Below are 12,296 nucleotides of genomic sequence, written 5' to 3'. Positions count from 1 at the left end.
CATGTTCGAAGAGCTGCGTGTCCCCGTCCTCGTGGCGCCGATGGCCGGTGGCCCCACCACGCCCGAACTCGTCGCCGCGGTGGCCGATGCCGGCGGATCCGGCTTCCTCGCCGCCGGGTACCTGAGCGCGCAGGCGCTCGGCGACCGGATCGCGAAGACCCGGGAGCTGACCGGCCGGCCGTTCGGGGTCAACCTGTTCGTGCCGGGGCGGCAGTCCGAGGCGGATCTCGCGCCCTACGTGCGGCGGATCGAGGAGGAGGCCCGGCACTACGAGTCCGAGCCGGGTGAGCCGCGCTGGGAGGACGACGACTACCCGGCGAAGGTCGAGTTGGTGGCGCAGCAGGACATCCCGTTCGTGTCGTTCACCTTCGGACTGCCGTCCACAGCGGACATCCGGCGGCTGCACGACGCCGGGTCACGGGTGATCGCCACCGTCACCACCCCGGAGGAGGCGGTGCGGGCGGCCGAGATCGGCGCCGACGCCCTGTGCGTGCAGGGCTTCGAGGCGGGCGCGCACCGGGGTCTGTTCCTGGACGACCCGGGGAACCCGGCCGGGGGAGAGGTGTACGGCCTGCTGGCGCTGCTGCGGCTGGTGGGGTCCGCGGTGGACCTGCCGTTGATCGCGGCCGGCGGGATCGTGCACGGGGCGGACGTGGCCGCGGTGCTGGCCGCCGGCGCCGACGCGGCGCAGCTGGGCACCGCGTTCCTGCGCGCCGACGAAGCCGGCACGCAGCCCGCGCACCGCCGCGCCCTGGCTGAGGGCGGGCGCGTCACGGCGATCACCCGCGCCTTCAGCGGCCGCCCCGCGCGGGGCCTGGTCAACCGGTTCCTCACCGAGCATTCGCCGTATGCGCCGTCGGCCTACCCGGAGGTGCACCACCTGACCAAACCGGTGCGGGCGGCCGCGCACCGGGCCGGCGACCCCGAGGGCGTGAACCTGTGGGGCGGGCAGACGTACTCGGTCGCCACGGCCGGCCCGGCGGCCGAGATAGTGGCCCGGCTCGCCATGGAGGCGAAGGCCGCGCACGACCGCGTGCACCGGCGGCTGGGGTAGGTGCACATCGCGCGGACGGCATCCGCTAGGATTCTGGTTACACCGGGCGATTAGCTCAGGGGGAGAGCGCTTCGTTCACACCGAAGAGGTCACTGGTTCGATCCCAGTATCGCCCACCGGTTGTTTTCGCTGTTCAGACGGCCTGTCGACGACCATCGTCGGCGGGCCGTCGGCGTTTGCGACCAGGTGGGGAGCACCGCGTCCTGACCTCTTCGCGAATCCGAAGAGGTCACGCCGCATCCTGCTCCTGACCTGGGGTTTCGTCCCAGTTGCATCCGCCGTCCTGCTCCCAGCGTCGCTGCAGAGCGGTCAGCATCGACTCGACCATGACGTCAGTCACGTCGGAGTAGAGGTCGTCGGTGTCCCTGCGCCTGTGTCCCGGGCGTACCAGCCGGAGGATGCGCGGGACGCCGTCCTCGATCAACCACGTCTCATGCGTGTATGTAGGTCATGGAAGTGCATGCCCTGATTGAGTGGTGCCCAGCCGCGGCTCTTGTCGCCAGCCAGGGCGGGTGGCCAGACGTGTCGGCGGAATCGCGCGCACGCTGTTGCGCGTCGCCCGGCGGCTTCCTCGTGGTGTCCCGAGGCCTCTGCGCCCTATCTGCTGCTCGGTGCCGCCGTGACGATCCTCTGCGGTCTCGCCCCGTAAGCGAATGGGAATAATTCCGTGTTGGCAACGTGTACGCGTTCCTTTCGGGACCCGTGGTGTTATTCCGCTGATTCTCCACTGCCTATTCGCGATTGAAGTGGTTCGACCGGGCTTACCGGTCTCGCCAGGCGAGGGGTGACACGGAGACCGCTGCTTCGGCGACGAGCCGGGCGGATTCGGTAGACAGGCCCTTGAGCGCTGTCGATCCAGCCCTGAACTCGCTGGACGCCGATCTTGCGGTACTCGATGGCCTGCAGGAGCATCTCGAGCTTGTAAGGCTCAGGTTGTCAAGGAGGCAGGACTGCGGGGAAGCTGCACTGATGTCGAAGTCATCTTCACCAGATACGAGTGGCGTGGACGAGGCATTCGCTGAGGCCGGGCGACTAGTCGTAGCCGGCGGTTCACTCACCGAACTGACCTCGTACATGAGGTCGGCGCCGTTCGCGGCTACACCCTTCAATCTTCTCAGGGTGCTTACTCAGGAGGTCGGTATTCCGCTTGCGCGTGCCAGAGAAGTGCTGACTCTCATCAATCAGGACCTCGGGTTTGCGGAGGGACACGACGTCGAGCGGGAGTGGAATGCCATCGCTGGACAGTATCGGACTGGCCAGGTCCGGTAACCCGGTGGTCGCTAACCGGTGTGCCCTAGGGTCCAGTTCGCCAATTATCGCTGGAATTGGCCGCGACGGAGCTTCCATGTACTGGTCACCCGGTTCCGGCGCACACGAAATCCAGGGTGGCATCCGCACCAAGTGGGTCGAGCTGGGCTGGGAAACCGGCGCCGGATACCCCACCACCGACGAATCCACCCCACCCGATGGCATCGGGCGCTACAACCACTTCACCAACCACACCTCCATCTACTGGAGCCCCGCGACCGGCCCGCACGCAGTCGTCGGAACAATTCGCGACACTTGGGCGTCCCTCGGCTGGGAAAAAAGCCGCCTCGGCTACCCGTCCAGTGACGAGTACAGCATCCCCGGCGGCCGCCGCAGCGACTTCCAACACGGCTACATCACCTGGACCAGCGCCAACAACACCACCCAGGTCACGTATACTTGAGCACCCGGTGAAGCGCCATTACGCCGTCGGGGAGCAGCGTGGGGAGCAAGCTGCGAGCAGGGCTACGGGCTGGATGGGCCACAACAAGGCTCAACAGTCCTAATCGACCAGCGCTGAGCTGCAAGAGTCATATTCCTACAGGTCAGCGCGGTATCACGCACGTAGTTCAGCCCGAAGAGATCACTGGTTCGATCCCAGTATCGCCCACCGGTTTTTTTTCGCTGTTCAGACGGCCTGCCGGCGATCTTCGCCGGCAGGCCGTCGGCGTGTGCGGGACCATTGCTCATAGCGGCCCCACAGAGCGGGCGGCTGGTTGGGCCCGCGTAGCGAAGACCCCTGAATCGCCGGGCGACTCAAGGGGTCTTGTTCATCGGCATCCGATGTCAGTTGTTCGAGAAGGAGCACTTGTAGTCGGTGTGCAGGTTGGTGTAGCTCACCAGCGCGCCGACGTGCACTTCTTTCTTGGGGCCTTCCGGCCAGTTGAACGTGCAGACGGCCCAGGTTCCGTTGCCGTGATTGTTGCGGCAGAAACGGATCGGTGGGTCGCCGGCGGCGTAGGACCGGATGGCTGCCAGTGCGGCGCGGCTGTCTGCCTTCCGGTCTTTCACGTAGACCTCCGCCTCGGCACACTTGTCGGTGTGGCCCGGTTCGGAAACGTGCTTCCCCGTCTGGCAGTGGTAATCGTGGATGCGGAAGGGGGCGATCAGGGCGGCGAACGCCAGGCCGATGGTGGCGATCACCGCCCTGGTCCGGTGCCTTCGGCTGGAGGATGTGCGGATGAGCAGTCAACGTTCCTCGGGTGAGTTCTCCCCGGGTGGCGGGCGGAAGTGCTCAGGCTGGCACAACGTGCTGGCGAGGAGTGTGCATTGATGAGCCCGCCCGATCAGGAGGTGATGCCCGGCCGTGCGCACGGGCGCGGGCATCACCGGTCCGCTCAGCTGACGCGGTCGAGGTCGACGGCCTTCGTTTCCCGGCTGGTCACCAGGGCGATCACCGTGATCGCCATCGTGATCACGAGGTAGCCCACCACCGCGCCGACGCCGAAGCTGTCGATGAGCCACACCGCGATGAGCGGCGCGGGCGCGCCGGCGATGATCGACGAACCCTGGAACACCAGGGACGAGCCCGCGTAGCGGTAGCGGGTGGGGAACAGCTCGGTGATCCAGGCCGCTTCCGGACCGGCGAGCATGCCGTGGAAGAACGCGCCCAGACAGACGCCGAGCCACAGCATCGGCACGCTGGAGGTGCCCACCATCCAGAAGAAGACCGGCGCCCAGATCACGAGCGCGACGGCGGGTACGAGCATCGCGATCTTGCGGCCGACGCGGTCGGACCAGGCGCCGCCGCCGATCATCCCGGCGAACTGGCACACCGACGCGAACGTCACGGCCAGCACCACGTCCCCGCGCGCGTAGCCGAAGTACCTCGTGGCGTAGGCGATGACGAAAACGGTGTAGATGTAGAACGCGATGTTCTCGCCGAGCCGCATGCCCAGGCCCTGCAGGACCGCACGGGGCCGGGCCAACGCTTCGAGCACGCTCGACTTCTTCTTCCCGGCGGCCTTCTGCTCCGCGCCGGCCTTGGCGGCCTGGAACACCGGCGACTCCTCGACGCTGCGCCGGATCCAGAACCCGATGATCAGCAGCGGGATCGCGACGAGGAACGCCACCCGCCAGCCCCAGGTGTCGAAGGCGTCACCCGGGAAGACCAGCCCGATGATGGTGACCACGACGGTCGCCAGCACCGTGCCCAGCGGCGCACCGGCCTGCGGCCAGGAGGCCCAGAAGCCGCGCCGCTTCGGTTCGCCGTACTCGCTCACCATCAGCACGGCCGCACCGAACTCGCCGCCCAGCGCGAAACCCTGCGTCATGCGCAGCACCACCAGCAGCACGGTCGCCCAGAGCCCGGCCTGGTGGTAGGTCGGCAGCACGCCGATCGCCGCGGTCGAGGTGCCGAGCAGGAGGAACGTCACCACCAGCATGGGTTTGCGGCCGAACTTGTCGCCCAGGTGCCCGAACACCACGCCGCCGAGGGGGCGGGCGACGAACCCCAGACCCTGGGTGGCCAGGGCGAGGAGCAGCTGGACGACCCCGCTCTTGCCGGGGAAGAACAGCGGGCCGAGCACCGTCGCGGCGAGCACGCCGTAGATGGCGAAGTCGTACCACTCCAGCACCGACCCGGCCATGCCGCCGGCGAGCACGCGCCGGAAGCTGGTGGCGGACCGGACTCGGTGATCCACCGTCGACGTCATTGTCAGTTCCTTTCGAATGTCCACACGGGAGAGTTGAGTCAGAGCCGGAGGCTGATCCGGTCGCCGCGGGCGCGCGAGCAGCAGGTCATCATCTTGTTGTTCGCCGCCCGCTCGGTCCTGGTCAGCACCACGTCGCGGTGGTCGACCTCGCCGTCGAGGACCGCGGCCTCGCACGTGCCGCACAGGCCTTCCTCGCAGTCGCTGGGGACGTCGATACCCGCGGCGCGCAACGCGGCGAGCACCGTCTGGTCTGCGGCGACGCGCACGGTGAGGCCGGAGTCGGCGAGGTCGACGTCGAAGGGGTGCTCGACGGCGGGATCGAGGGCCTGCTGCGTGGTGGTGAAGTGCTCGACGTGCAGCGTGTCCTCCGGCCAGTGCGCGCTCGCCCCGGCCAGGGCGTCGAGCAGCCGTTCCGGGCCGCAGGCGTAGATCTGGGTGCCCTCGGCCGGGTTCGCGAGCAGCGCCGCGAGGTCGAGCCGGGTCCCGGCCGCGGTGCAGTGGATGTGCAGCCGGTCGCCGTGGTCGCGCCGGCACCGGTCCAGCAGGGCCATCGCCGAGGTGGCGCGGCCGCAGTAGTGCAGTTCGTAGCTGCCGCCGGACGCCTTGACGTGGTCGGCCATCGCGATGATCGGCGTGATGCCGATCCCGCCGGCCACGAACACGTAGTGGCGGGCGGCGGGATCGAGCCGGAAGTGGTTGCGCGGGCCACGCAGCCGCAGGGTGCTGCCGGGCCGCAGGTTCTCGTGCACGTACCGGGAACCGCCGCGGCTGGCCGGGTCCTTGAGCACCGCGATGCGGTAGGTGCTCAAGTCGGCCGGGTCGCCGCACAGCGAGTACTGCCGGGACACGTCGCCGAGTTCGACGTCCACGTGCGCGCCCGGTGTCCACTTCGGCAGGGGCTTGCCGTTGGCCGCGGCCAGCGTCACCTCGACGACCTCGTCGGCGGCGCGCTCGACCGACACGACGGTCACGTTCCGGCCGGCGCCCCGCTTCGACGGCTCGCCGATGCGCACCGGCCGCTGCGCCTCGCGGATCGAGGGGTCGGCCCGCTCCGGGTTGGCGGCCGGATCCCATTGCACCCACAGGTGTTCCGGGCCGCGGAAGGAGGTGTTGGGGACGTAGGTGAACTCCTGGTCGGGCACCAGGTCCAGGTGGGGGAGCCGGCGGGTCAGCTCTTCGAGGAACACCTGGAGTTCCATGCGCGCCAGGTTCTTGCCCATGCACTGGTGGCTGCCGTAGCCGAAGGTCAGGTGGTCGGTGGCGTTGTCCCGGCGGACATCGACCTCGTCGGCGTTGTCGAAGTGCCGCTCGTCGCGGTTCGCCGACGAGTTCACGATGAGCAGCTTCGCGCCGCGCGGGACCGGCACCCCGCCGATCACGGTGTCCCGGGTGACCAGCCTGCGCCACGCGGCGACCGAACCCGAGTGCCGCAGGCATTCCTCGACGGCGTTGGGGATCAGGCTCGGGTCGGCGCAGATTTCCTCCCACACCTCGCGGTTCTCCAGGAGGAGCTTGATGGCGTTGGCGGCGGCGTTGGCCGTCGTCTCGTGGGCGGCGACGATGCCGGCCATCATGATCGAGTGCAGGTAGGAGTCGGTGATGACGTCGGGGTGCTCGCGCTGGGCGCGGATGCTGTACGGGATCCAGCCGTGCCCGGAGGGGTCCTTGCGCAGCTTGTCCAGCACCGTGCCGGCGTACTGCCAGAACTTGCCGACGTTCTCCGCGACGGCGACCTGTTCCTCGGGTGAGGGCCTGCCCCAGGTGTTGACGGTGTGCGCGATGGAGTACTTGCGCAGGGTCGCCATGTCCTCCTCGGGGACGCCGAGGAAGTGCAGCGCCACGGTGAGCGGGACCTCCCACAGCATCTCGTCGACGAGGTCGGCCTTGCCGGCGTCGATGAAGCGGTCGACGTACTCCCGCGTGAGGCGCCGGACCATCGGCTCGTGGTGGACGAGCTGCTCCGGGGTGAACGGATCCATGAGGACCCGGCGGCGCGGCATGTGCTCGGGCTCGTCCTCGTTCACCAGCGTCCGGTTCATGGCGTAGCCGTACTTCGCGAGGGTGGCGGTGGCCTCCGCGGAGACGGGCGTGATCTTTTCGAGCGCGATCGAGGGCGAGAACGTGATGTTGTCGCGGAAGACGGCCTTGACGTCGTCGTACCGGGTGACGACCCAGTAGCCCAGGGACGGGCTGAAGAACACCGGCTCCTCGTCCCGGGACCAGCGCACCGCGGCCGGCGGGTCGGCCTGGTACTCGGCGCCGAACGGGTCGAAGGCGCTCGCCCGGGGCGAGACCGGGCACCGTCCGGCCGCCGAGGCTCCGTGGTCGATCGGGCACGCCCCTGTGCTCATGCTGTTCTGCCTCCCGGTGACCGGCTCTTTTACTGATAACGCACAATGTGTAGCGTTGAGCGAACCGGAGTGAGCGTAAGTGGGGGAGCGGGGACCGTCAAGGCCCGTCGGTAGAGTCGGGGTCCGGCCGAGATCGAGAGGCGGAGGAGCGGCATGAGCACCTTGCAGACGCTCGACCGCGGTCTGCGGGCGTTGGAAGTGGTCGCGGAATCGCCCGCCGGGATCTCGGTCGCCGACCTGGCGCGCGAACTCGACGTGCACCGGGCCATCTGCTACCGCATCGTGGCCACCCTGGAGAGCCATCGGCTCGTGGCGCGCACCGGCGACGGCCGGGTCCGGCTGGCCTCCGGGCTGGCGAACCTCGCGTCGAAGTTCGAGCCGCACTTCAACCAGGACGTGCTGCCGTTGCTGCAGGACCTGGCCAACCGCACCAGCGCAACGGCCTACCTGTCGGCGGTGGAAGGCAACGAGTGCGTGGTGGCGATGGTTGCCGAACCCGAAGGCACCGTGCTGACGGTCGGCTACCGGGTCGGCAGCAGGCACCCGCTGACGCGGGGCGCGGCCGGGATCGCGATCCTGGCCGCGCGGCCGGAAGTACCCGGTGAGCCGGAGGCGGTGCGGCAGGCGCGTCGGGACGGCTACAGCCTGACCCGGGGACAACTGGAGCGCGGCGCGGTCGGTCTCGCCTCCGGGATCCGGGCGGGCACCCTGGAGCGCAGCATCGGCGTGGTCGCCATCGACGGCCTGGACACCGGCCTGGCGGCCGCCGAGGTGATGGCCGCCGCGCGCCGGATCGAGCACCTGCTCACGGCTTGACGGGCTGGGGTCAGGGGGCCTCGGCGGACGGCCATTGCTGACCCCGCGTCCAGGAGTCGAGCACGATCAGCGTCTTCGTGTTGGTGATCCGGTGACTGCGGCGGAGCTCGTCGACCGTGCGCTGCAGGTGCTGCAGGTCGCGCACCCGCAACCAGACCAGGGCGTCCGGGTCGCCGGCGATGGTGAACACCGCCTGCGCCTCGGGCATCCGGGTGGTGCTCTGGACGATCTCGTCGACGTTGGTGGTGCCGAAGAACCGCAACTGCGCGAACGCTTCGACGCCCCAGCCGAGCTTGGCGTGGTCGATCTGCACGGTGAACCCGGTGATGATCCCGGCCTCCTGCAGCCGGTCGATGCGCCGTTTCACCGCGGCGGTGGACAGGGTGACCCGGCCGGCGATGTCGGACAGCGTCCGGCGCGCGTCCTCGCGCAACAGGGCCAGGATCTCGTGGTCGGTCGCGTCGAGCGGCTCCGCGGTCATGGCACCGGATCCTACGCAACAGATCTCAGGGAAAGCGGCTGTCCGCTTCTGATCTTTGCGCAATCAGCGGCAGTTGTCCCGGCATTGTTGTGTGCGCCCGCCGCCGTCGGTTGAAGTGGTCCACGTCTCACCGAGGCGGTGCAGTGACGCAGTGATGCAGTGACGCAGGAAGGGTCGACGATGACCACTTTCACCCTGGACGAGCGGTACGTGCGCGAAGCGGGAACGGTCTACCTCACGGGTGTGCAGGCCCTGGTCCGCGTGGTGCTGGACCGCGTCCGGCACGACCGCCGCGGCGGCAGCGACACCGCCGCCTTCGTGTCCGGTTACGAGGGTTCGCCACTGGGCGGGTTCGACCTCGAGCTGGCGCGGCGCGCGGCGCTGCTGGACGAGCACGCGGTGGTGCACCGGCCGGGCCTGAACGAGGAGCTCGCCGCGACCTCGGTGATGGGCAGTCAGCTGGCCGCGGGCGTGGGCTCGTTGCGCGGGGACGGGGTCACCGGCTGGTGGTACGGCAAGGCGCCGGGCCTGGACCGGGCCACCGACGCGCTGCGGCACGCCAACCTGACCGGCACGCATCCCCGCGGCGGTGCGGTCGCGCTGGTCGGGGACGACCCGAACGCCAAGTCGTCGACCGTGCCGTGCGCCTCGGAGCACGCGCTGGCCGATCTGGCGATGCCGGTGTTCTTCCCGGCGGACTCCCAGGACATCCTGGAGCACGGGCGGCACGCGGTGGAGCTGTCGCGGGCGAGCGGGCTGTGGACGGCGCTGAAGATCGTCGCCAACGTCGCCGACGCGGCCGGTACCGCCGTGGTCGAGCCGTCGTGGGCCGCGCCGGTGCTGTCCGAAGGCGCCTACGGCCACCGGCCGAACAGCCGCCTCGTGGGCGCGGAGCTGGTCGCCATGGAGCACAGCCTGCACCGGGTGCGGATGCCGCTCGCGCTGGAGTACCTGCGGGTCAGCGGGGTCAACCGGATCGTGCAATCCGGCCCGGCCGACCGGATCGGGATCATCACCGCCGGAAAGTCCTACCTGGACCTGCGGCAGGCGCTGCGGACGCTCGGGCTCGACGAGGCCGCGCTCGCCCGCTACGGCATCCGCATCCTCAAACTGGGCGTGATCCACCCCGTCGAACCGTCGATCGTCACCGAGTTCGCCGACGGGCTCGACGAGATCGTGGTGGTCGAGGAGAAGCGGGCGCTCGTGGAACCGGCGGTGAAGGAAATCCTCTACGGCCGCACCGCCGCGCCGCGGGTGCACGGCAAGACCGGCCCGGACGGCCGGGTGCTGTTCACCGAACTGGGCGAGCTCGATCCGGACGTCATCGCCAGGGGTCTTGCCGGGCGGCTCGGGGACCTCGAACCGGTGCAGGCGTGGCGGGGACGGCGACGCCGGGAACGGATCGCGGTGCCGCTGCTGGCCCGCACGCCCTACTTCTGTTCGGGCTGCCCGCACAACTCCTCCACCAAGGTGGCCGACGGCACGCTGGTGGGCGCCGGGATCGGCTGCCACACGATGGCGTTGTTCATGGAACCCGATCAGGTCGGGGACGTCATCGGCATCACGCAGATGGGCGGCGAGGGTGCCCAGTGGATCGGGATGGCCCCGTTCGTCGAATCCCGGCACCTGGTGCAGAACATCGGCGACGGCACCTTCACCCACTCCGGCAGCCTCGCCGTGCGGGCCGCGGTCGCGGCGGGCGTGAACATCACCTACAAGCTGCTGCACAACTCGGCGGTGGCGATGACCGGCGGTCAGGACGCCGTCGGTGCGCTCCGGGTGGACAAGCTCGCCGCGCTGCTGCTCACCGAGGGAGCCGCCAAGGTCGTGGTCACCTCCGACCAGCCGCGCCGGCTGCGCCGCCTGCGGTTCCCCCGCGGCGTCGCGGTCCGCTCGCGCGACGACCTGCTGCGGGTGCAGGAGGAGCTGGCCGCGGTCCCGGGGGTCACCGTGATCATCCACGACCAGGAGTGCGCCGCCGAGAAGCGCCGCAAGCGGCGGCGCGGCAAGCTGGAGACCCCGGCCACCAAGGTGTTCATCAACGAACGGGTCTGCGAAGGCTGCGGCGACTGCGGGGTGAAGTCCAACTGCCTGTCCGTGCAGCCGGTGGAGACCGAGTTCGGCCGCAAGACCCGCATCCACCAGGCGTCGTGCAATGTGGACTACTCGTGCCTGAAGGGCGACTGCCCGTCCTTCCTCACCGTGGTGCCCGGCAAAGCCAAGCAGCGCAAGGGCGTTCCGCCGCTGGCGGCGACCGCGCTGCCGGAGCCGGCGGTGGCGGCCGGGGACGTCGCCGTGCGGATCACCGGCATCGGCGGAACCGGCGTGGTGACCGTGGCGCAGATCCTCGCCACCGCCGCCGTGCTCGACGGGCGTCACGTGCGCACCCTCGACCAGATCGGGCTCGCCCAGAAGGGCGGCGCCGTGGTCTCCGACGTCAAGATCACCCGTGCACCGGTGGAGCAGGCGGCCAAGCTCGCCGCGGGGGAGTGCGATCTGTACCTGGCCTGCGACCCGCTGGTGGCGGCCGATCCGGTGCACCTGGGCGTGGCCGACGCGGACCGCACGGTCGCCGTGGTGTCCACTTCGGAGGTTCCCACCGGCCGGATGATCGTCGACACCGCCGTGTCCTTCCCCGACGAGACGAGCATCCGGTCCGTCCTGGACGGTGCGACCGCCCGCGGCCACTACCTGGACGCGCGGGCCGCGGCCGAGGCGCTGTTCGGCGACGACCAGTTCGCCAACATCCTCCAGCTCGGCGCCGCCTGCCAGACCGGCGCGCTGAACGTGAGCGCGACTGCGATCGAGCGGGCCATCGAGGTCAACGGCACCGCCGTGCCGGCGAACCTGCAGGCGTTCCGCCGGGGCCGCCAGCTCGTCGCCGATCCGGACGCACTGGCCGCCGAGCTCGCCCCGCCCCGCCCGGCGCCCGGACCCGTCACCGATCCGGAGGCGGTCCGCCGGGTGCGGTCCCTGGTGCGCACCGAGGGTGGTGAGCTGGCGCGGCTGCTCGACGTGCGGGTGCCCGACCTCGTCGCCTACCAGGACGAGGACTACGCACGCACCTACGCCGAGTTCGTCGAGCAGGTGCGGGCGCGGGCCGGGGACGGTCCGGTCACCCAGGCCGTCGCCCGCAACCTGTACAAGCTGATGGCCTACAAGGACGAGTACGAGGTCGCCCGGCTGTCCCTCGACCCCGCGCTCCAGGCGGACATCGAGGCCCAGTTCGGTGCCGGCGCGCGTTACGCCCACCAGTTGCACCCGCCCGTGCTGCGCGCGCTCGGCCTCGACCGCAAGATCGCGCTCGGCCGGTGGGCCCGGCCCGCGCTGCGGCTGCTTCGGGCGGGGCGACGACTGCGGGGCACCCGCTGGGACGTCTTCGGCTACGCCGGGGTGCGGCGCGTCGAGCGGCAGTTGATCGGCGAGTACCGCGAGGCGATCACGAGCGCGCTGGCGGACGGGATGGACGAGGCGGCGTTGCTCGAACTCGCCGGGCTGCCCGACATGGTGCGCGGCTACGAGGACATCAAGCTCGCCGCCGTCGCGGGCTACCGGCGGCGGCAGGCCGAGCTCACCGCGCCGCTCACCCGGACGGGGACCGGCCGCATTCGGCAACCCAGCGCCTGACGCGA

Annotated in this window: 9 protein-coding genes and 1 tRNA gene; 5 read left to right on the top strand and 5 right to left on the bottom strand. The window is 70.1% G+C overall.

Features of this window, described 5'->3' with window-relative positions; all coding sequences use genetic code 11:
* Window position 1: 1 nt before the first annotated feature.
* The gene (locus FHX46_RS20945) at window positions 2-1,054 is read left to right on the top strand and encodes a nitronate monooxygenase (protein WP_167117735.1); all 1,053 of its coding nucleotides are present in this window, start codon (window positions 2-4) and stop codon (window positions 1,052-1,054) included.
* 44 nt (window positions 1,055-1,098) lie between these two features.
* Window positions 1,099-1,170: transfer RNA gene (locus FHX46_RS20940), tRNA-Val, on the top strand.
* A gap of 113 nt (window positions 1,171-1,283) precedes the next feature.
* On the opposite strand, the gene FHX46_RS20935 is transcribed toward FHX46_RS20940, so the two are convergent.
* A complete protein-coding gene (locus FHX46_RS20935) occupies window positions 1,284-1,478 on the bottom strand; it encodes a hypothetical protein (RefSeq protein WP_167117731.1) in 195 nt (64 codons plus the stop codon).
* A 921-nt stretch (window positions 1,479-2,399) separates the two neighbouring features.
* On the opposite strand from FHX46_RS20935, the gene FHX46_RS20925 reads away from it, so the two are divergent.
* A complete protein-coding gene (locus FHX46_RS20925; RefSeq protein ID WP_313886211.1) occupies window positions 2,400-2,765 on the top strand; it encodes an LGFP repeat-containing protein in 366 nt (121 codons plus the stop codon).
* 383 nt (window positions 2,766-3,148) lie between these two features.
* Here the strand turns inward: FHX46_RS20925 and FHX46_RS20920 are convergent, their stop codons facing one another.
* The 3 genes from FHX46_RS20920 to FHX46_RS20910 all read right to left on the bottom strand — a co-directional run bounded on the left by FHX46_RS20920 (window position 3,149) and on the right by FHX46_RS20910 (window position 7,367).
* On the bottom strand, window positions 3,149-3,505 hold the full coding sequence (locus FHX46_RS20920) for a hypothetical protein (RefSeq protein WP_167117726.1): 357 nt from the start codon (window positions 3,503-3,505) through the stop codon (window positions 3,149-3,151).
* Window positions 3,506-3,699: 194 nt separating this feature from the next.
* Window positions 3,700-5,016, bottom strand: a complete 1,317-nt coding sequence (locus FHX46_RS20915; RefSeq protein WP_167117723.1) for an MFS transporter — start codon at window positions 5,014-5,016, stop codon at window positions 3,700-3,702.
* A gap of 38 nt (window positions 5,017-5,054) precedes the next feature.
* Window positions 5,055-7,367, bottom strand: coding sequence for a cytochrome P450/oxidoreductase (locus FHX46_RS20910; protein WP_167117720.1), 2,313 nt, complete (start codon window positions 7,365-7,367; stop codon window positions 5,055-5,057).
* A gap of 153 nt (window positions 7,368-7,520) precedes the next feature.
* Between FHX46_RS20910 and FHX46_RS20905 the strand changes: the two genes are divergently transcribed.
* Window positions 7,521-8,183, top strand: coding sequence for an IclR family transcriptional regulator (locus FHX46_RS20905; RefSeq protein ID WP_167117717.1), 663 nt, complete (start codon window positions 7,521-7,523; stop codon window positions 8,181-8,183).
* Window positions 8,184-8,193: 10 nt separating this feature from the next.
* Here FHX46_RS20905 and FHX46_RS20900 read toward each other — a convergent pair whose 3' ends face one another.
* Complete coding sequence (locus tag FHX46_RS20900) at window positions 8,194-8,664, bottom strand: Lrp/AsnC family transcriptional regulator (RefSeq protein WP_167117713.1); 471 nt, start codon at window positions 8,662-8,664, stop codon at window positions 8,194-8,196.
* Between the two features lie 180 nt (window positions 8,665-8,844).
* On the opposite strand from FHX46_RS20900, the gene FHX46_RS20895 reads away from it, so the two are divergent.
* The gene (locus tag FHX46_RS20895; protein ID WP_167117710.1) at window positions 8,845-12,291 is read left to right on the top strand and encodes an indolepyruvate ferredoxin oxidoreductase family protein; all 3,447 of its coding nucleotides are present in this window, start codon (window positions 8,845-8,847) and stop codon (window positions 12,289-12,291) included.
* The last annotated feature ends 5 nt before the right edge of the window (window positions 12,292-12,296 follow it).

The sequence above is a fragment of the Amycolatopsis viridis genome (assembly GCF_011758765.1).
Taxonomy (GTDB): Bacteria; Actinomycetota; Actinomycetes; order Mycobacteriales; family Pseudonocardiaceae; genus Amycolatopsis_E; species Amycolatopsis_E viridis.
The sequence above is the reverse complement of the archived record's forward strand: the minus strand, read 5'-3'. Positions and strand labels throughout refer to the sequence as shown.